Source organism: Paraburkholderia sp. Ac-20342 (genome assembly GCF_017104985.1).
Taxonomy (GTDB): Bacteria; Pseudomonadota; Gammaproteobacteria; order Burkholderiales; family Burkholderiaceae; genus Paraburkholderia.
Window position 1 is genome coordinate 46,534 of the sequence record NZ_JAAGPQ010000008.1, and the last position, 19,941, is coordinate 66,474.

Annotated in this window: 18 protein-coding genes; 3 read left to right on the plus strand and 15 right to left on the minus strand. The window is 58.5% G+C overall.

Annotated features, from left to right (window positions below; translation table 11 throughout):
• Window positions 1-21 precede the first annotated feature (21 nt).
• The 10 genes from G3N58_RS04570 to G3N58_RS04615 all read right to left on the minus strand — a co-directional run bounded on the left by G3N58_RS04570 (window position 22) and on the right by G3N58_RS04615 (window position 7,756).
• A complete protein-coding gene (locus G3N58_RS04570) occupies window positions 22-1,179 on the minus strand; it encodes a type IV secretion system protein (RefSeq protein ID WP_205998579.1) in 1,158 nt (385 codons plus the stop codon).
• Window positions 1,176-3,656 (minus strand): VirB4 family type IV secretion/conjugal transfer ATPase, encoded by a 2,481-nt coding sequence (locus G3N58_RS04575; RefSeq protein ID WP_205998580.1) that lies wholly within the window; start codon window positions 3,654-3,656, stop codon window positions 1,176-1,178. Before G3N58_RS04575 ends, G3N58_RS04570 begins: the two co-directional genes overlap by 4 nt.
• 1 nt (window position 3,657) lies before the next feature.
• Window positions 3,658-3,978 carry a VirB3 family type IV secretion system protein gene (locus G3N58_RS04580; RefSeq protein WP_205998581.1) on the minus strand — a complete coding sequence of 107 codons (321 nt, stop codon included), beginning with the start codon at window positions 3,976-3,978 and terminating at the stop codon, window positions 3,658-3,660.
• 15 nt (window positions 3,979-3,993) lie between these two features.
• Window positions 3,994-4,293 carry a TrbC/VirB2 family protein gene (locus tag G3N58_RS04585; RefSeq protein WP_241016985.1) on the minus strand — a complete coding sequence of 100 codons (300 nt, stop codon included), beginning with the start codon at window positions 4,291-4,293 and terminating at the stop codon, window positions 3,994-3,996.
• Window positions 4,294-4,385: 92 nt separating this feature from the next.
• The gene (locus G3N58_RS04590) at window positions 4,386-5,039 is read right to left on the minus strand and encodes a lytic transglycosylase domain-containing protein (RefSeq protein ID WP_205998635.1); all 654 of its coding nucleotides are present in this window, start codon (window positions 5,037-5,039) and stop codon (window positions 4,386-4,388) included.
• Window positions 5,039-5,533 carry a hypothetical protein gene (locus G3N58_RS04595; protein WP_241016981.1) on the minus strand — a complete coding sequence of 165 codons (495 nt, stop codon included), beginning with the start codon at window positions 5,531-5,533 and terminating at the stop codon, window positions 5,039-5,041. The genes G3N58_RS04590 and G3N58_RS04595 overlap by 1 nt, the downstream gene beginning before the upstream one ends.
• Window positions 5,534-5,979: 446 nt before the next feature.
• Window positions 5,980-6,264, minus strand: coding sequence for a hypothetical protein (locus G3N58_RS04600; protein WP_205998584.1), 285 nt, complete (start codon window positions 6,262-6,264; stop codon window positions 5,980-5,982).
• Window positions 6,257-6,496, minus strand: a complete 240-nt coding sequence (locus G3N58_RS04605) for an AlpA family transcriptional regulator (RefSeq protein WP_205998585.1) — start codon at window positions 6,494-6,496, stop codon at window positions 6,257-6,259. The genes G3N58_RS04600 and G3N58_RS04605 overlap by 8 nt, the downstream gene beginning before the upstream one ends.
• A 114-nt stretch (window positions 6,497-6,610) precedes the next feature.
• The gene (locus tag G3N58_RS04610) at window positions 6,611-7,153 is read right to left on the minus strand and encodes a hypothetical protein (RefSeq protein ID WP_205998586.1); all 543 of its coding nucleotides are present in this window, start codon (window positions 7,151-7,153) and stop codon (window positions 6,611-6,613) included.
• Between the two features lie 204 nt (window positions 7,154-7,357).
• Window positions 7,358-7,756 (minus strand): ACT domain-containing protein, encoded by a 399-nt coding sequence (locus G3N58_RS04615; RefSeq protein ID WP_241016982.1) that lies wholly within the window; start codon window positions 7,754-7,756, stop codon window positions 7,358-7,360.
• Window positions 7,757-7,965: 209 nt separating this feature from the next.
• On the opposite strand from G3N58_RS04615, the gene G3N58_RS04620 reads away from it, so the two are divergent.
• Together G3N58_RS04620 and G3N58_RS04625 are read left to right on the plus strand one after the other, a co-directional pair.
• A complete protein-coding gene (locus tag G3N58_RS04620) occupies window positions 7,966-8,907 on the plus strand; it encodes a fatty acid desaturase (protein WP_205998587.1) in 942 nt (313 codons plus the stop codon).
• On the plus strand, window positions 8,900-10,183 hold the full coding sequence (locus tag G3N58_RS04625; protein ID WP_205998588.1) for a hypothetical protein: 1,284 nt from the start codon (window positions 8,900-8,902) through the stop codon (window positions 10,181-10,183). Before G3N58_RS04620 ends, G3N58_RS04625 begins: the two co-directional genes overlap by 8 nt.
• Here the strand turns inward: G3N58_RS04625 and G3N58_RS04630 are convergent.
• The 3 genes from G3N58_RS04630 to G3N58_RS04640 all read right to left on the minus strand — a co-directional run bounded on the left by G3N58_RS04630 (window position 10,172) and on the right by G3N58_RS04640 (window position 15,664).
• Complete coding sequence (locus G3N58_RS04630) at window positions 10,172-11,116, minus strand: HTH-type transcriptional regulator ArgP (RefSeq protein ID WP_205998589.1); 945 nt, start codon at window positions 11,114-11,116, stop codon at window positions 10,172-10,174. The two genes, G3N58_RS04625 and G3N58_RS04630, sit on opposite strands and share 12 nt — an antisense overlap.
• A 539-nt stretch (window positions 11,117-11,655) precedes the next feature.
• A complete protein-coding gene (locus G3N58_RS04635; protein ID WP_205998590.1) occupies window positions 11,656-14,634 on the minus strand; it encodes an FAD-binding and (Fe-S)-binding domain-containing protein in 2,979 nt (992 codons plus the stop codon).
• A 1-nt stretch (window position 14,635) separates the two neighbouring features.
• A complete protein-coding gene (locus G3N58_RS04640) occupies window positions 14,636-15,664 on the minus strand; it encodes a DUF1338 domain-containing protein (RefSeq protein WP_205998637.1) in 1,029 nt (342 codons plus the stop codon).
• A 147-nt stretch (window positions 15,665-15,811) separates the two neighbouring features.
• On the opposite strand from G3N58_RS04640, the gene G3N58_RS04645 reads away from it, so the two are divergent.
• The gene (locus G3N58_RS04645) at window positions 15,812-16,717 is read left to right on the plus strand and encodes a LysR family transcriptional regulator (RefSeq protein ID WP_205998591.1); all 906 of its coding nucleotides are present in this window, start codon (window positions 15,812-15,814) and stop codon (window positions 16,715-16,717) included.
• Window positions 16,718-17,094: 377 nt separating this feature from the next.
• Here G3N58_RS04645 and G3N58_RS04650 read toward each other — a convergent pair whose 3' ends face one another.
• Both G3N58_RS04650 and G3N58_RS04655 read right to left on the minus strand, forming a co-directional pair.
• Window positions 17,095-18,477 carry an MFS transporter gene (locus G3N58_RS04650; protein ID WP_205998592.1) on the minus strand — a complete coding sequence of 461 codons (1,383 nt, stop codon included), beginning with the start codon at window positions 18,475-18,477 and terminating at the stop codon, window positions 17,095-17,097.
• Window positions 18,478-18,654: 177 nt separating this feature from the next.
• Window positions 18,655-19,896 carry a diaminopropionate ammonia-lyase gene (locus G3N58_RS04655; RefSeq protein WP_205998593.1) on the minus strand — a complete coding sequence of 414 codons (1,242 nt, stop codon included), beginning with the start codon at window positions 19,894-19,896 and terminating at the stop codon, window positions 18,655-18,657.
• Window positions 19,897-19,941 lie beyond the last annotated feature (45 nt).

The window sequence follows — 19,941 nt, forward strand, 5'->3', positions numbered from 1 at the left end:
CACCTCTTAATCCATTCGTCTTCAATCGCCCTGCTGGCCCAGGTTGGCGTTCGCGGCTCGCTGGTAAGCCGGCGTCGCACCGCCACCAGTGCCAATACCTGAAGCCGTTCGATCATGAATTTCGCCACCGGGACGCGGACCGCGTCCGTTGCCCTTGAACGCGCGGCCAATGGCAGTCAGGAGGCTTCGGGAGGTCATGCCCGCCACAAATGCACCGAAGCCGGAGAGTGTTGCGCCACCAGATAGCCCCGCTGCGACGGCTGGTAATTGCCAGCCGACCATCGCGAGGAACACGCCGGTCGCGAACAGTCCGATCGCGGCAGCGGCAGCCGCGGCGTCATCAAGGGATGCGGAAATGGCCTGTACGACGGCAGATGCGTCGGCGCTAGGCGTGCTGCCCGTCGCATGAAGCGCCGTTAGATTCGTGGAAAACGCCGTGAGCGCCATGCCGAGGAATGCCGCAACGAGCACTTGAAGCAGCGCGTAATTGACGACCTTCGCGGTCCACGCCTCGAAGAAGCGGGCAGTCGGCGAAAATGCCGCACAGGCGATGAAGACCGGGCCGAGGCCGAGCACCAGATCGAGCAGCATCCTCGCCATCACGACCTCGAACGCAAGCACAATCAGGAAGATCGAGCCACCGAGCGCGGCCACCAGGCCGCACAGGAAATCGCCGATGGCGGCGGCCAGTCCGCTCGGACTGAATCCTTCGTGCGTCGCTTTGTCGAAGTAGGCGTCCATTACGAGATCGATCTGCTGGTCGTAACAGTCGAGTGTCTGGTAGATGCTGGTCGCCGCCCCCTGCCCGGTCACGCTGCCGCCGTTGACCGATCCACACCCCGGATTGCCGCCACCCGTCGTGTTTGCTGCGTTCTGGATCGTCTGCGCGAGTCCGGACGTCGCACCGTCGACTGCAGTGACGACCTGCTGCTGGTAGATGCCGGAGCTCAGTGCGAACGCGAGCGTGATCGCCACCTTCAGCGCCCGCCACGCGAACGCCGGCACGGCTTCGTGAGCTTCGCCACGCACGACCGCGAGACCATAGGCAAGCACCCAGATTGTGACGCCCGTGGTCACGACGGGCACGAGCGCGCCAGACAATGCCGACGAGACATTCGTGACATAGGTCGACATGCCGTTTTCGAGGGTGCCGCCGACAGCGGTGAAGAGACCGCTCATCGCACACCTCCCGGCCTTGGCAACTGCTGCGACTGGCGCGTGCCGGCCTGCTCAGACTGTGCGGCACGACGCTTCGCCAGTTGCTCGTGGAATACGGGCAGCCAGTTCTGCGGCACGTCACCGACCTGGGCGCGGATAGCGTCGAGCAGTTCCACGTTGTCGGTCGTGCCGGACAGCACATCGAGCACGTCGCCGAGGCCGGCGAGATCGAGCCGGCCGATGGCCGAGCGATGCCCCTGCTTGACGAGGAACATGCGGCTGTTCTCGCCGAGGTTGCGCACGATGTTGAATTCGGCTGCGGTCAGCTTGAAGCCGCGCACGTAGTCGTCGTAATCGGCACGCGGGTTCGGCAGGAAGAAGAACGTCGCGCTCTGCTCGATCAGCGCGCTGGCGATCGGGCTGCGCAGCACATCGGCCGGCGACTGCGTGTCGAAGATCCCGAGGCCGTTCTGCTTACGGATCGTCTTCTGCTTGTTCTGCGCAAACTCGGTGAAGACCGGGTCGCCGAGCCGCTTCCAGAATTCGATCATGACGTACACGAAGCGCCGGCCGTCGATAAGATTCTCCGTCCGGTGCAGCAGGTACATCGTGACGGGCGTGGAGACCTCCGCGTCATCGAGCAGTTCGGTATCGTCGAAGCCGAACAGCGTCGCGTGCGAAAGATCGATACGGTCGGTCGGGTTGTCGAGCACCCAGCCCAGGCGCCCGCCCGCGCACCATTTGGCAAGCCGAGCATGCAGGCTGTTCTCGCCCACGTTGGGCAGGAGCTGCCGGACCATCGACAAGCGACGCAGGGGTTTGTCCATGCGCGCGACCTCACGCACGGCGCGCGAGATGTCGAGTTCGTCCTTCGCGGACAGCGCCACGCCGATATCGACAAGCTTGCGGACCATCCGCTCCCAGAAGTCGATCACGGGCTCGCCCGGCTCCATCTGGAACGGGTTCAGCCCGGTCGGCTCGCCGCGACGGAACACCGTATACGTGCCGCCCATCGCCCGGATCGCGATCTCGGTGCCGCGGTCCTTGTCGAATAGCACGGCCGTGATGCTGTACTTCGTCGCCATCGCGAGCAGGAACAGTTCGAGCACGGTCTTGCCTGCGCCGGCGCGGCCGATGATCTGGGTATTGGCGAGCGCCTTCTCGTCGAGCGAGTCCTGCTTGTCGGGCGTGACGTGGAAGTTCAGGTAGAGCGGCTGGCCGCTCGGCGTCTTGACGATCGTGATCGCTTCGCCCCACGGATTGCCGTCGCGCTTTCCCGTCGCGAAGTTGTGCAGGCTCGACAAGCCGCAGAAATTGCGCGAGGTGAGTTTCGCTTCGCGCGGCCGGTAGCGCCAGTTGCCCGGTAGCTGCGCGAACCAGGCCGCATCGGCGACAAGGTCAACCAGGGCTGTCTGAAAACCGGCATCGGCCAGTTGTGTGCGAGCCTTCGCTACGCTGCGCGACACGTCATCCAGCGTGTCGCCGAGCACGGCCAGCGAATAGTGGTATTCGCCAAGCACAAAATCGCCGTTGATCAGTTCATCGAGCGCGCGGTCCATCGCCTCGACCTGCGACACGGCGACATCCTCGCCCGCAATCAACTGGTTGCGCTGCCGCTCCAACGCTTCCTTCGCACTGGGCCGGTCGAGAATCGTGAACGACTGCGTCTCGATGTACTCGAAATCGCCGTACAGCAGGCCGTTGAGCATCCCCGGCTCGGTGTCTTCGGGGTAATCCTTCAGATCGAGCATCGCGGCGAAGCGTGTCGCGGCCGGCATGCGGATCTCGATCTTCTCGGCGCCGACGAAGAGGCGCGAGGTCGGCAGCGCCTCGCGGATCGGGCCGGATGGTATGGGCTCGCGCTCCCAGACGCCGTTCACCAGATAGCCAAGCAGTTCCAGCGCCGACGAATAGCGACGCGGGCGCGGCGCGAAGGAGGTCTGCCGCGTATAGACGCCGAGCGCAGCCGGATCGTAGGGCTTGAGGCTCGATTCGACCTGGGCGGCCAGCTCGGCCATGACCTTCAGGGCGTCGAACTGGTCGCGCCGGATATCGTCACGCGTGCGCCGCGCAGCGCGACTGAACACGCGCCCGAGCCGCGTACGGTTCGGCCGGTAGACCAGCGTCAGATACAGCTCGTTGGCCATCATCCGGTAGCCCGCGAAGCTCGCGTAGTAGCGCGTCGCCAGCTCCTCGCAGAAGCAGTTGCGGTACTCCGTCGCAAAGCTGTCCGACACGCGTCGACGTAGGCGATGCGACCACAGCGCCACATGGCCGCCGGCCAGCCCGCGCACGAACTGGTTGAATCCGTCGTGCCGCGCGAGGATATCGGCCGGGTCCGCCGCCTCGAACGCGATGCCGGCGATCTTCCAGACCTGCAGGTAGTCGCCTTCGCGCGTCTTGATGACGTGGTCGGTGACGTGTGTCGAGTACGGGATATAGCCGGCGAGCGGCACTTCCCGGTTGGCGACGGACACGAGTTGCGGTTCGGCCGGCATGTCACGCCCTCCTCTTCAGGCGGACCGGCACGTAGGCGTGCCCGCCCCAGAAGCGGCGGTTGCCCTGGCGCAGCACCATACGCAGGCGCAACAAATACTGCGCGAGGCGCTGGTCGTCGTGGCGCGTGATCACCCGCATCACGACAAACACCGGGATCGTCAGGAAAAGGATCGTGACACCCAGCGGCGGACTCGCGAGGAGCGCCCAGATGGCCGGGATCAGCATGCCGCCACCGACCATCAGGAAGGCCACCAGCGGCACGCCCCAGATCATCGCGGGACGTGTGGCGCCCTTGAATACGGGGTCCTTGAACGGATTCATGTGCGCGCCCCCGGATCAGCTCGTCGGAATCAGCATGCCGGCGATCACGGTCGCGCAGCCGACGAAGAGCCCGCCGATGAACACGTTCGCGATGTCGCCGAAGCGGGCGTGCTGGAACATCATCCGGAAGCCAGCCCAGATGATGGAGATCGAGCAGATCACGCCGCCGACGCCGAGCAGCGTCGTCTGGATCGTCGTCAGCAGCGTATTGACCTGGGAAAGCTGTGCCCACGCCGGTGACGTGGCCAGCAGCCCCACGCTTGCCGCGGTTGCCCACCGAGCAGTCAACCGGGCTTGCCTTCCGTCACGTGGCATGAAGAAAATACGCGATACATTAATTAGTATTCCTAATTTCATGAATAACTCCTTTCCGCAATGAATATTTCTGCTACCGCCTAATCGCCGGGCTAGAAAACCACAGCGCTGCCGTCCGGATCACCACCGGAATTCGTTGATGACGCGTCTGCCGGTTTCGATGCGTGACGCGGTTGCGTCCGGGAGGGCTCCGACGATTCACGGGTATCGGAATCGACCGGAATGACTGGAATCGGGACAATGGCCGGCACGACGACAGGCGTTGACGAAGCCGCCATGGCGCGCGCATTACCGACCACGCGCTGCACATAACCTGTCCGATACCCGGTCGAAAAGTCGCCACTGGCGTAACAGGACAGGCTTGCTCGAAGATTCGACTGCTCATCGACCGATGCACGTGCGTGCGCCTTTCGCGCCAGTTCAAAGCAGCCCTGGAGGATCGCGGCACCCGCGGCCAGGTTGCGGCACGGGTCGAATGCACTCCGTTCGCTCAGGCCATAGGCCGGCCAGCTGGTGCGGTTCACTTGCGCAAGCCCGACACTGAAATTCCAGCCGCCGCGCTCCAGCGCATCTACTGTGGCGACAGCCTCGGCCTCACTGGCGGGCTGACGCGCTAGCCGGCCACGCACGACACCGATCGCATACGGGTTGAAGCCCGATTCGGTCCGCACGACCGCTGCCATCGTCGAAAGCGAGACCTGCGGTGCACACTGTTGCGCGAGCGAAATAAAGTCGAGCGGCAACATCATTGTCTCCCGCCGCCAGCGCGGTCCTGTTGCTCCATCTGCTGCAGGAACTTCAAGGCAGATTGCGACGGGTCATATGGGGTCTGCGTGCTGCCCGCGCCGTAGAATTCGGTGAGCGTGCGATCCTGGCCGCTTACGTCCCACCAGACGCGGGTGTAGAGCTGGCTGTCGATGTCGACGTTGATCGCTCCGGTGGCACGGCACAGCAACTCGCTCTGCTCCGGGCCGCCCCAGTACAGCAGGTCTTCGCGGCAGTACCCACCGCTCGCGAAGGTGTTGGTGGCGAATGTCCTCTGAGAGCCGCCAGCACCGAAGTCACACGCCGGAAACGGATCGCCGTGGCGCAGCGCGCTCCACAGTTTCTCGATCGGCGGCACGCACTCGCTGTACTGTTCCGGGCCACCCGGATTGGAGAGGCACAGGAGCACCTGGCAGCCCCAGTCGTCTGCATGGGCCACACCGGGTGCGAAGATCGAGGTGCCGGAGAGCAGCATCAGCGCAATCGACCAGCGGCGCGCGACACGCCGCGCCGCACGCAGTCCGGGACACCAGGGAACAGTCCGACCCGTCTTCACGATCCACCCTCCATCAGTTCCTTCCATCAAGCCGAAGTACCGAGGTAGATGTGCGCGGAAAAAAGAACCCACGGGGCCAGGAAGGCACGCCGCGGGTTCAAGGGGGATCAGCACCAGAAAATGAAAAAGCCTGCGACCGTCAAGTTCGCAGGCTTCACACGCATCGCGACCACCACGCCAACGCACATACGTCGGTACATCGGGCCGCTAACGCGTACTCGGTCTCGCGTTGATGCGTCGACCGGAACAAGTTGTTGACTGCACTCTAGGCTTGATTTTCCTCCGATGCAAGCCACGAAACTGCCGGATTTTCTACGACTTCGTCCGTTGCATTCCGGGACAGTCCGGCAAGGTCCGAAAAATTTTTATGCCTCTCCCTTTCCGAGCAGGCGTGCAAGCGCGTGCTGGGCTGAAGCCAGTTCCAGGTCGTAACGGCTACGCGGATAACGGGGAATGCGGAGCCGGCGACAAACAACCTCGCGACCGGCATGCCACAGGTACACCACGCGAAGCAGTTCCTTGTGACGAGGTTCGAGGCAACGCCATGCGGCTTCGATTTTCGCTGCGTCGACGGGATCGTGCGGACCACGCGATGCATTTGCCCAGTTGTCCAGCCGGGATTCGATCGAGGTACGCGACGTGTCAATCATCGCCGTGCTCCTCGCCGGACTTGCTGGATGATGCTCCGTATCCGGCCGGATCGACGAGAAACAGCTCAATATCCGACGCACGCCAGCCAACCATCCTGCCGCCGAGCGGAACCGCCGGGGGAAACGTACCCTCCTTCATCCGCTGATAGATCGTCGAGCGAGATAAACCAACAAGCTGTTCCACCTGCCTGCGACGCAAAATCGCGCCCACCATCTTTATCGAATCCGACATGACTCCCATCTCCTGGTTCTACCCGGATCTGCCCGGTACAGATCCGATTCAAGCAGTAGGAGAAGGAACCGAAAATTCCGTCATGTCGACGGAATCACCCGTCGCAGTCTGCCCTCAACGGTGGCGACCATCTGCATCACTCAGGGAATCGGGACGCAGCGCAGCCGCAAACGACTGCGCGTTGCGGGATGCTTCGCCATCGGCCTGACCTTTCAGTCCAAGCTTTGCATCGATGGCGCGCGCAACCGTCGAGGACTTGGGAGGTCGTTCCGGGTCCCACTGTGCCCAGTGCTCCCACATGACCTCAAAGAGAAGAGAAAGCGTGCGCGTCAGATGGGGCAGCCGAACGATCACGCTGCTGCCCGCGCCGTCGGACCGAGCCTGTGGCCGCTGCTCCGGTGCCACGGCATGCTCCGGCAGCGATGAGCATTGTTCGAGGCGCTGCTCAAGGCTGTCTTCAAGCGCATGATGGAGTGCAGCAGTACGCGCGAGTGCGCGCTCAAGCAGCAGGATTCGCTGATCACGCCCTCGCAGGCGAGATGCAAGACGGGATGCAACGGCCTGGGCATCCTCGAAGCGGGTTTGCCAGTACACGGCAGATTCGGTGAGAACTTCGCTATCTGCCGGATGAAGATCACCATTCTCGGAATCGCACATTTGCTCTCCTTCCCCCTCCGTGCATGATCAGCAGGAGGATCACAAATCCCCGACTCTCGAATGCTCTTCTATATGAGCCTACAAAAGCAATCTAGAAAGGAGTGTCTTCAGATGCAAGGCAGGTGATGCGGGCGGCACGTTAACTATCCGGCCATCAAAAAAACTCATCACATACAACTTAATCTCGGCATACATGCAATCGACTCACAGGGTTGCCCCGCGTATCCCTTTCAACACAGAAAATGCCTCGTCTGCGCGATCGACGGGAATAAGAATGTGATCATGGTGATAACCGGCGATTGCATTGCAGGGAATTTCAGCTTTTGCCAGGTGTGCCGATACGACAGCCAAGAAACCCACCGCTTCGAGACTCGAATGCACCTTGAGGGTAATGAGGCGTGCCTTGAACGTATACGGCAGCGCGTACTGGTCCGCATCCCGCAGATCGAGCACGGCGGTCAATCCTTCGATTTCCCTGAAAGTAAAAAGCGCAGACAAACCTTCAGGCAGTGCGAAATCGGGAAAGGAACAGTACACGTAGATTGGCTCGGCCATCTCCGGTTCGATCGTCGCGCAAAGTATCGCAAGGTCTTTCTCGCTCAACGCTTCCTCCATAAGTTGTGGTGCCATCTCAACCTTACACCACTATTCACGACTCCTCGCAGCCAGAAAAATTAACTGCCCGGAAAGATTATTAACCACCCCGATGACGACGCGATTTATTCCTATCCTCAGATCGTTGCACCCAGAAAAGACAATACTTCAACCCAACCTGAACTACGGGGAGTTCATGCCTTCTGACGGAGGCCGCGATGAATCACGGCGATACATCGATGATCCTGATTGAACGGATCTCAATCAAGCAATCCCTTCTTTCCCATGCTCGGGTCTGGCAACAGCCGAAAGTCAAAACATGGTATGCCGTTTTCGATATCGCGCTCGACTGGATAGTTATCTACTTGTCAGTCTTCGCCGTGTATCAAATCGGCTGGGCGCTAACACCGGTTGCACTCGTCGCTATCGGAAACCGACAGCGTGCGCTGGGCAACCTTCTGCATGAAGCCAGTCACGGCAATCTGAGCCAGAATCGTCGCCTCAACGATTATCTTGCGCACCTGCTGCTTGCGGCTCCGCTGCTGGACAGCCTAACTCTCTACCGCGAGCTGCACGCGCGTCACCACGCGTGGCTAGGTGATGCCCAGCGCGACCCCGACCTGTTACCGCTGCTCGCTCATGAAGGAGATCGATGGTTTCGCGTCTACGCTCGATACCTCTCAAAATTCTCGCTCATTTGTGGATCGATCACGGGTCATTTGATAACGGGTCAATGCCACTATCGACAACAGTTTGGTATCGCGGCATGGTGGATGGCAACATTGTCGGTCCTGTCCGCCGTCAACATCCACTTCGCGATGGTATTCCTCGTTCTCTGGTTCGGAGCCCGTACTACCGTTTTCCATGCGATCACAACCTTCCGCGAGATGACGGACCACTACGGCCTGAAACCTGGAGGCATCTTCAGTTTTACGCGGGAAATTCCTGACCACGGGGTAGTGTCGACGCTGATTCACCCGCATCACAACGGCTACCACCTGACACACCATCTCTTCCCGGCAGTCCCATACCATCAGTTGCCCGAGTTGCATGCCCACCTAATGACGCTGCCAGCTTTCACGGAACGCGCCATCGTATGTCCAGCATACCTCTATGGCCGCCATTCAAGCGTGTTCGGATGGGGAGTGAACCATGGCTGAGCGAACATTGGCTGTCTGGAACGTCTCAAGCCTGCTTGTATCGACCAGTTGCGGAATCGGCTTCTTCCTGGGAACCGGCGAACTCGCACTGCAACAAGGTATGGCCGCCTGCCTTTACGCTGTAGCGACGGCCCTCGGCCTGGTCGCGCTGGCGCTTTCTGCGCCACGCCTCCAAGAATCCGGGCAGTCCATCTGGACGTATTTCGGCGCGCTATACGGTCCCACTGTCAGCCAGCAGGTCGCGGCATTTTCATTGATCTGGATGACTGGCGTGCTAAGCGCTCAGATCCGCGGAGCGTCAGCAATACTGGCACTATCGGGCATGCCGCAAACAGCCTCGATCATCTCCGTCGATTGCCTCGTGCTCACCTTTTCGTTTCTCCGGATCTCATGGCTCTCCGGCATGTTCGCACTCTGCATGTGCGGATGTACCGCGATACTGGTCTTTGCTCTGGCCGAAACTCACAACCTGATTTTATGGCTTCGCGCGCCGGCTATCTTCGTCGAGTCGATACGCACGCGGCCGGTTGAGCACACAGGATTGGTACTACTCTCCGTCGCCGCGCTAGTTTTATGCGGTGCCGACTATCAACAGTTCCCCGCTATGGCGCGAACGTCCACGCACGCTCGTGTCGGCTGTCTGATTGCTGCGGTAATCGTACTGGGTATTGGATTTCTTCCTGCCGCTGCAGTCATCGCTGGCGCAGTTCCGTGGCAGCTCAACCATCTGTCCGATCAAGCTCAAGTAGTCCCAACACTGCTCACTCGAGCGATCGGCAGTTCCAGCCAGGTCATTTCGCTGGCGGTGACATGTATCTTGATAATAACGGCCCTTGGTTCGGCCTGTTCGATTCTTCGCGCCATGAGCGATGCGACGGCCACAGTATCGCGCGGCGCCTCTATTCCACTTATCCTCCATCGGGTGCTGCCCATCTTCGCGGCAACACTCGTCGCGATTCACAGGCAGAGCATCATCAACGTGATGGTGACACTGAACATCGTCTACCTCGCAGCGGTGGTCCCGCTGCTCGTATTGACGCTACTGGGCTATCCGATTCAGGATCAGTCTGCGAAGCGATCGATGTTTATCGGCGCGGTAGTGTCGGCCCTATGTTTCATGATCGAATGGACACGTGCTATCAACATGCCGGAGGCAACACCGCTCATACTGGCGTGGCCCTGTGCGCTAGTTGCGGCCTTGCGATCGCGCTCCATCACCCAGACCAGACGTAGTTGTCTCAGTGCGCGAGAACTCCGTCAACGCTCACAGGGATGACTGGTCTATGGATTCGTCGTCATCGATACATGACATCGCATGAACGCTTGGCTGAATAAGCGCCTGACGAGAGTGACGAACTACGAGCTCGCTGATCGCCTGCGCGTTCGACGGTGCAGTCTCCCAGTGATGCCAATAAAGGTTGACCTCGACCTTATGGTCGGGAGCTAACCGCATCAGTTTTCCTACGTCGATCAGAGGCTTGGCTTGCAAGCAGGGAACGAGGCCGTATCCGATTCCCTTCTCGATCGCGGCTAGCAATGCCGACGGAGAGGGGAAATAATGCATCGCGTAGTTTCTTACCTCAACATCCAGAAACCGTTCGAGAAACTGTGTATGCAACCCATCTTTCCGGTTATAGAGCACAGCGGGCGCAGCAAGGACACCGTACAGCCCCAGCCCCTGCGGGAAGAACTTTTCGGCAAACGCCAAGTTCGCTACGCACTCGTACTCCATCATGCCGATAGGCTCGGCCAAAAATCCCGTCGGAGGATTGCTGGAGGTCGAAACGCAGCCCATCGCTTCACCCTTGGCCAGCAGCGGCAAGGTGTAATCCTGGTCGTCAACAATTAGTTCGAGGGCTACATTTCTTTCTGCGATTTCCCAGGCAACAGCCTCGAACCACGTTGCAAGAGAATCTGCATTTACAGCGATAGCCATGCGAGGACGCATGCCGTCCATCGGCTTGATCTGCAGTTGTGTATCTGCCTCGAGTATCTTGAGTACACGGATGTGCCTCAGGAGAACTTCGCCTGCCGGCGTGGGAACATTTCCGTCTCTTACCAGGAGCGGAGTACCAAACTCCTCTTCAAGCGCCTTGAGCCTAAGAGACACAGCACCACGAGTAACATTCAATAACGCCGCTGCCCGGCCGAAGTGCCGTGTTTCCACGACGACGGAAAATGCCTCCAATTGTTGACGGTCAAAATTCATATTACGTTGGCGACTTTGTCATTTTTTCCTCCTGAAGGTCCACCCGTCAGTTGGTTATAGACTCTCCACGAAATCCTCGGAACCCCATATTCTTTACATAGAGACTAACGACAAAGTAACCCATCGAGCTATGGTTTTTAGATATTGGGACATTCAATGCGTGAATACTTTGAAACATCTCCGTCGTGAGAAATATGGATTCTTAATCTAGTGAACAATTCCTATCGCATCCTTTGCAGGATCTCTCCGATGTCCTACTCAGGAAACCATCGTAGCGGCGCGCGATGTTCGGGTAGTGGAGCGAAGAAGACAGTATCGCAGCAGATCGTAAGCCTCTTTTTCCGGGTTGATGGCAATTTTGTGAGTCTGAATCAGACCGGCGCGACACCCGGCGTCCAGATAGTTTGAAGGATTGATGGAGGCCACCGAGGAACGTCAAGCGCCTCTCGCAGCTTCTCTAGCGACCGGGAGTAACCCCGCGCAAGACAGGTAGGTCCCGCAGCCAATCATGAGCCTGCGGGACATGCAAACTGAAACGCTCAGCCAACGTTCGTCAGATCTCTATTTTCACCACGCTGACGGGTGGCAGACCGAACTCCCTCGCCTTGTAGCGCCTTCAGAGCCAACTCCGCAATATGAATTGTCTGCCGCTCTGCGCCTTGTTCAATCTGCTCTCGACAGGAAAAGCCGTTCGTCACTACATAGGCTGATACGTGTGATCGTCGGATAAGAGGGAGCAATGCACTTTCGGCGATCTGCATTGAAAGATCGTAATGCTCGGCATTAAACCCGAAAGAGCCGGCCATCCCACAGCATCCCGTTTCCAGCACGTGGTAGCGCACGCCCAGTTTGTCCAGGAGCGTCGTATCCCCCTTCATACCGAAAACCGATTTCTGATGACAGTGCCCATGGACCACTGCGTCGACCTCGAGGCGCGGCCAGTCGTAGTCGACGCGAGCGACGAAATCTGAGAAGAGATGTGTTTGATCCGAAAGCGTTTGGGCTCGCTCGTCGCCGGGACACTGCTTGAGAAGTTCGTCCTTAAATACGGATAGACAGCCTGGCTCTAACCCTACGATCGGTACGCCGCTTCGAATTTCCGGCCAGAGTTCGTTCACCGCTCTAAGCAACAATGCTTTCGCCTCGTCCAGCAGTCCATAGTCGTACAACGGTCTTCCGCAGCAAAGGCGTTTGCTTGGAAGCACGACGTCGTAGCCAATCATGGCTAAAACGTCGTACGCAGCCTTCGCAATCTGAGGGGAAAAGTGTTCGTTGAAAGTATCGACCCAAAGAATAACCCGTGGACGAGTTGTTGAAGGCCCCTGTCGCGCTAGCGGAGCGTCCCGATCGATCATCCGACTAAAGCGCTTCGCCGCAAAAGCCGGCAATTGACGCTTTGGCGAAATGCCGGCAATCCATTTGCCGACGGCGCCCAAACCGGGAGAAGACATCACAAAGTTTGCAAGCCGGGGAAGGCGAGCCGCAATCGGAGCCCACTGGCCGATTCGCCCCATGAACATCGCCTGGCGCGGACGACGATGCTTCTGGTAGTAGTGCGACAGGAATTCCGCCTTGTAGGATGCCATGTCGGTATGCGTCGGGCATTCCGACTTGCACCCCTTGCACGCAAGGCATGTATCCAAAGCTTCCTTCACTTCCTTGCTGTCCCAACCATCCGTGATGATCTCTCCCTGCAGCATCTCCCAGAACAGGTGTGCGCGTCCGCGAGTCGAGAACCGTTCTTCTTTGGTTGCCCGATAACTCGGGCACATCGTTCCTCCGCTTGCTGAACGGCATTTTCCCATACCGATACAGCGCTCTACTGACCGCTGGAAGCCGTCGCCCTCTGGACTAGCGAACGTCAGTTTGGTGTTGATGGTGACAGCTTTGTACGATGGCCCCATCCGGAGGTTTTCATCTGCTCGATAGGCGTGAACCACCTTTCCGGGATTCAGACGATTAGTTGGATCCCAGATAGCCTTGAACTCCTCCATGGCCCGCATGACATCGGGGCCGTACATGATAGGCAAAAACTCTGCTTTAGCCTGACCATCGCCGTGCTCCCCGGATAGAGAGCCTCCGAACTTAACAACGAGCTGAGCCGCCTCTCGCAAGAAGGAACGCCAAGTCGCTACTCCTTCGACGGTCCGGATGTCGAACGTGATCCGGGCGTGCACGCATCCATCGCCAAAATGCCCATATAGACACGTTTCGTAACCGTAGCGATCAACTAGAGTTTGAAACCGGCGCAGATAGTCGCCGAGCCGCATGGGGTCAACGGCCGCGTCCTCCCATCCAACGATGGGATCAGGCTTTGACGAATCAATCGAAAGCGCAACGGCTGAGGCGCCTGTTTCGCGGATCGACCAGATTCGCAGTTGCTTTGACCGATCCTCGACCACAATGCCACTCACGTTCGGTCCCGCATTGCCACCGGTAAAGTACGCGTGCGCTTCCTGCGCTTGCGACAAAGCATCGGCAACGTGGTCAGCTCCGAACTCCAGAATCACCCATGCATCGCCGTCTGGCAAGAGAGCGATCTCCTCCGCTTTCAAGCCGCGTGCCTGCAGTCCGCGGATGATGCCTCGGTCCAGACCTTCGATCGCAAGCGGTGAGAAGTTGTTGAAATGGGGAACCGCATCGGCGGCCGTATAGATATCAGTGAAGCCCAGGGCAAGCAGTACACGACAGCAAGGGCTGTGTACCAGACGCACCTTAGCTCGTAACGTGACAGCACACGTACCCTCAGTACCAACCAAAGCGCGCGCGACGTTGAACCCGTTTTCTGGCAGAAGCTGATCGAGGTTGAAGCCGGACACGCGTCGCTTGATCTGCGGAAACTCCCTGCGGATGTCAGTTGCGTACCGGTCGCGCAGGTCGCGCAACTTGCGATATACCTCCCCTCTGCGGCCACCTTCCGCGATAATGCGCTCCAACTCCGGCTCGGAGGTCGGCCCGACCCAGAACCGCGCACCGTCATATGTGCAGACTTCAAGAGCCTCCACATTCTCGACCGTCTTCCCCGCCATCACAGAATGAGCGCCGCAGGAATTGTTTGCGATCATTCCACCCAAAGTGCAACGGCTGTGAGTTGCTGGATCGGGCGCGAAAGTCAGCCCATGTTTCTCGGCGGCATCGCGCAGCGCATCGCACACGACACCCGGCTCGACGATGGCGGTACGATCATCAACATCAATCGAAACGACGTTGTTCACATACTTGCTGGCATCTGCAACTACCGCAACGTTGACGCACTGGCCGTTTTGGGAGGTGCCGCCTCCGCGCGTCAGGAAAGGCACATCATTGCTCGCGCAAACATTCAGGGCACCCACAAGATCGTCGACGCTCCGCGGAACAACGACGCCGAGTGGGACCTGTCTATAGTTTGAAGCGTCAGATGCGTAAAGCGCCTTGGATCCTGCGTCGAAGCGAATCTCGCCCGCAACGGCGCGTCTTAGGTCTGCCTCTACTTTTTGCAGCAGCGCACTGCTCGCTTCATATCGTTTGGCTTCTTTCACGTTACTTAGTTGCGCTCGCTGTCATCTTGAAAATGCCGGTTGCGTTCCCTGCATCGAATCGGAGATCAGTTTCCCAGCGCCGATCGACGCGGTTTAGCTCGCGCTTTCGCGTGATGAACTCGTAGAATGAGCCGGGAACTTCGCGGACAACCTTAACCCCGTTTGCGGACACGAACTCGCGTTTCACCATGTCGGCCCGATATGCCGTCTGAAATACCCTTCCTGACCGGGAGCTTTCAACTTCGAGCTTCATCGGCCGACCCTTCGCTTTCTCGCTCTCGGACAATGCGAACACATCGCCGACCCGATCAGTTGCGTGATTGAAGGCGTTACCTTCGGTTGCAATCCAGGCCATTTCCGCAGACTCTTCCAGAAGGGCTTCGTAGTCTGCTTCCGCGGGAATGTCGTGCTGCCTCGCGAACGCGCTGACGATTACTGGCAAAAGTTCATGCGCGCTCTCGATCGTCAGTGACCCGTCTCTTTCCAGTTCAGCCAGTTGCGATTCCGCTAACGGTGTGATCGGATCTTTCGAAGTGCTTAACACGTTGCTAACTGCCGATTGGAATCGATCAGAGAATCGCTCCGGATGGAGTTCACTCAGAAAGAACTGGGCAATTTCGTCTGGTGCATCTTCGTGAGCATACGCTCGTCCCGTCATGCCGAGTTTGTCCAGCGGGTAGCGTCCGTTGAGCTTGAATCCAAGCGGTCGCAAGATACGCGTGAATGCCGCTTCTCCGGGCGGCAACTCGCCATGGTGAGGCCAACGCACTGTACGCAACGCACCATGATCGAAATACACGGAGCCGCCATCGGCGATAGCGTCATTTGTATATGCGCGGCCGTTCGCTGACCTCTCCAACAGATCCTCAAAAAGAACCATATTCATCGCTTGTGCCAACTCGGCACGCGTAACCAGGCCCGCTTCCCACTCCTGCAACGCGGAAGGGAAATTCAACGTCCGGAAAAGCGTCTCCGTTTTTTCACGACCAAGCAACTTGCAGAGGAGGCTTTCAACATTTGGGTTTCGCATCATCGAACTCTTGAAGATAGTCAGTTGTAAATCGGAGGGCTCTCGCGCCGCGCTACTGCCGATCAATGCATTTCTCTCATTATCAAGGCGCGATCGATCCTAGTAAAACGAGTTAAAATTCAAAGGTGATGAGTTTTTGGAAAGACCATGCGCAAGTTTCACGTACCCAATATGGGGGCCCTGCTGGCATTCGAGGCAGCGGCAAGATATGAGAGCTTTACGCATGCTGCCAGGGAACTTCTCCTGACGGAGAGTGCTATCTCCCGCCAGATCGCGACGCTCGAGTCGAATCTCGGAGTCTCGCTGTTCGTACGCACGAGGCAGCGTGTAGTGCTTACGCGAGCAGGACGACTCTACGCAACGCAAGTGCGTCGAACCCTGGAGAATCTGGACCGCGACACGCTTTCCATCGTTGCGCATGGAAGCGGTGGTGGTCATCTCGAGCTCGCCGTGCTTCCCACCTTCGCGTCACACTGGTTGATACCAAGATTGCCAGACTTCAACGAAACGGCTCAAGATGTGCGGATCAATATGGGCGTTCGAACTGGAGTGTTCTCGTTCGATGAATCTCATTTTGAGGCCGCCATCCATTATGGCGAACCAACATGGCCAGGAGCCTCGTGCGACTACCTCTTCGGCGAGGCAGTTGTGCCGATCTGCTCGAAGGCCTTGCTAAGAGGCAAGGTAAGAGAGCCCGCCGACCTTCTTCAATATCCCTTACTCCATTCGACGACCCGTCCAGAGGCCTGGAGCCGATGGTTCTCGGAGCAGGGCGTTGAAGATGCGTCAGCAATGCAAGGGGTCAGGTATGAGCTGCACACGATGCTGATCGCGGCCGCCGCTGCGGGCATCGGCGTCGCGCTAGTGCCCGAATTTTTTGTTGTGAATCAACTCGCCCAGCATGGTCTTGTCATCCCTTTCAATGCGCGCTCCACGGTCGACTCTGCATACTATCTCGTCTACCCGACAGAACTTAGTCACGGCAAGCCGCTAGCACTGTTCCGAACTTGGTTGCTTCAACAGGCGAGCTCTTATGACAGCAAGAGTGGCTAGCACGATAGTTGTCCACTCGCCCGTACTTGCCGGCTGAAACCCTCACACGCGTGCTCATCCTAGTTGTAGCCGAGTATTGCTGCATATGTGACGTCCGGCCTTTCTGGTACGTTTCCGGCTATTCGCCAGCGCTCTCGAAGCAAGCAAGATTCCGTACGTTGAAACTGGCTTGGGAGTGGACCTCAGATCTTCCTGGCGAACAATTCCGACGCGGGCGTCTTCACTCACTTCACTGTACTCATTCCGAGATTTGTACACTACAGCCTCGACACAATAATCGTTCGAACGGCTCGCCGTTCGCACTAGAGAAAAAAGTTCATCTTCACGGTCGTTGAAGACATCGCCCTACCACCCGAACATGAATGGGCCGAGTGACGTTATGCCAGTTGTCGAGCTGGCGTCCTCAACCGGAGTGCGCTGAATACGAGGCCGACCATCGCACTACCACTGCCGAGCCATAAAGCGAGTTCGGGGCCATGCTGGCTGGAAATGCGAAAACACTGTGCTACGAGTGCCGCGCCGGCCGCCTGCCCCATCAGCCTGCTGATGGCGACGATCCCGCTCGCACCGCCACTTCTATGGACAGGCGCGCTGCTCATGATCGCTTTCATGTTCGGAGCCTGGTAAAGACCGAATCCTGCTCCACACAGGACGAGCCTGAATGCAATGCTGGCAATCGAGGTATCGGACGATGCGCTGGCCAGAGCCATCATGCCAACGCACAGAATGAGCAGACCGGTACTGCACAGCCCGCCCGCAGACCACCTGTCGCTCAAAGGACGCACGAGCAACGCCATCGCTGCAACAACCAACGGCCACGTCGAAAGAAGAAGGCCGGTATTGACGACTGAAATACCAATCACGGCTTGCAGGAAAAACGGCAACGCCACCAGCGCCAAAGCCTGTGTAGCAAAGGCGCAAACGGAGGTGACTGAGGATAGTCCAATGATCGGCATCTTCAGTAAATCCACGGGGAGCATAGGCGCCGGATGGCGTGCCTGATTCTTGAGCAGTAGCGAGAGGGACAGCGCGCACACCGCCGCCGCACAAATCGCCACCGACTTCTCCATTCCGTTAGCGAGCGTGCAAAACGAGAAAGCCAGCAGTCCCAAAAACGCTGCGCACAGCGACCCTGTGATCGCGTCCAGCGAATTGCGTGTGCCGCACACATCCGGGAGAAAGCGGAAAGCCAGTGGCAACGCAATTAAGCCGACAGGGACGTTCAACAGGAAAAGCCAATGCCAGTTGGCCAAAGACAGGATGCCTGAAGCCAGCGGGGGGCCCAACGTGAAACCCACCGCAACGACAAGAGCGTTAAGGCTTAAGCCTCTCCCGAGTTGCGCGCTTGGATAAATGTGGCGAATGAATGCAGTGTTCACACTCATGATGGCGGCCGCACCGACGCCCTGGGCAACCCGACCCACTATCACCCAGCCAAGTGAACTGGACGCACCGCAAACGAGGGAGGCGATGACGAAGACCACCAGTCCGAACAGGTACACTCGGCGATAGCCGATCGACTCGCCTAACGAAGCGAGCGGCAACAAGCCCGCAATCATCGCGATCTGATATGCGTTCGCGATCCAGATGATCGATGCCTCCGAACTTTGGAGTTCTCTTGCGATCTGTGGAAGTGCCGTGTTGCTGATTGTGGTATCGAGCGTCGCTAGTACCACCCCGCTCATCAGCGCCACCATCGCCAGGATGCGCTGGCGCGGTGTCAGACTGAGGACAGATGTTTCAAAAGTTGTCGAAACCATGATGTTGTAATGCCATTAGGGATACTCCTAATGGTAGGCGCACTGCAAAATAATACTAATCAATGTTTAATATCGCGTTATTCAACGCGTGAATGCCCTCAGATACCGGTCGAATAGTAGGACTCGAGTCCGTCTCAGGTAAGAGCCCTACCCCAACTCACAGCATTTTCGGCACCGTCACCCGGCCGGCGCGCGCTCCGCCTGTCGCTCGAAAACCTCGTGCGAACTCAATCCGACTACCTGCTCATAGATTTGCGGGTCGGTCGCGCCCTCACAACCGAAGAGGAGTACCTGACTGTTTTCATCGAGGCCGAGCTGGTCCCGCAGCTCCGGGTTCAACATGCTTTGCAGCAAGACGCCCATCCCGCCTGAGGCTGACTCTCCGCTCACAATTGGCGTGTCTCCCCCCCCATCCGCCAAAGCGCGCATCGCAGATACGACCCAGTGATCCGGGATCTTGATGAAGTCACTTGCCAACCATTGCAAAACCGACCACGCCGCGGGAGAAACCTCACGGCAAGCAAGTCCAGCCATCAACGTGTGGAGAGATCCCGCCGAAGGCGTAGGACGCCCGTTGATTGCGCTCTGGAATAGGCAGTCTGCCTCCGTCGGTTCAACAATGACGAATCGCGGCGTCTTGCCGGGATACTTCTTCGCAAAACCCAGGAATACCGCGGCGGCGATGCTTCCTACCCCACCCTGCATGAAGACGTGCGTGATTCGGCTGTCAGACGGAAGCGCTTCCAGCGCCTCCTCGACCATCACCATGTATGCGTTCATCACATTCCGCGGGAGTCCTTCTTTGAAGTTATCCCATGATGTGCTGGATACGAAGTGCCAGTTGTTTATACGACCGTCCTCCTTCGCGCGAGCGACCGACGCCTCATATTCACCGTTTATCCGGATAACGATCGCCCCAAGCGCCTCCATTGCCTCCTTTCGACCCGGGCTAACGTGACCATGGACGTAGATTACGCATCGGCACCCAAAGACCTTGGCAGCATAAGCAAGTCCTCGTCCCTGGTTCCCGTCGGTTGCGACGCAGACAGTAACCCGCTCCGTGATCGAGTGGAATTCATGGGACCGCAACTGGTCTGCCGTCGGACGCTTGCCCGTCTTCGCCTCCACCTCGTCGGCCAGAAGTGCGTAAACCGCGTAGGGAGCGCCCAAAGCCTTGAAGCTGCCAAGTTGACGGCCGAATCGCTGGCTTTCGTCCTTGTAGTACAGCTTCTCAAGCTTCAAATTCCGTGCACGATTATCGAGTGACCACATCGGCTGAGGGGAGTATTCCGGCCATTGATGGATCTCGTTCACCGCCGCTTCCCACTGCAACAGGTTCTCAACTGCCGCTTTGGCCGCGAGTTCGGCATCCGGAGTCATGCGTCCAACATTCTTATGATGCTCATATTCTCGACTCATGCTTTACCTTTCAAAATCTGAGGGTGAGGTGCCAAATACGCTCGG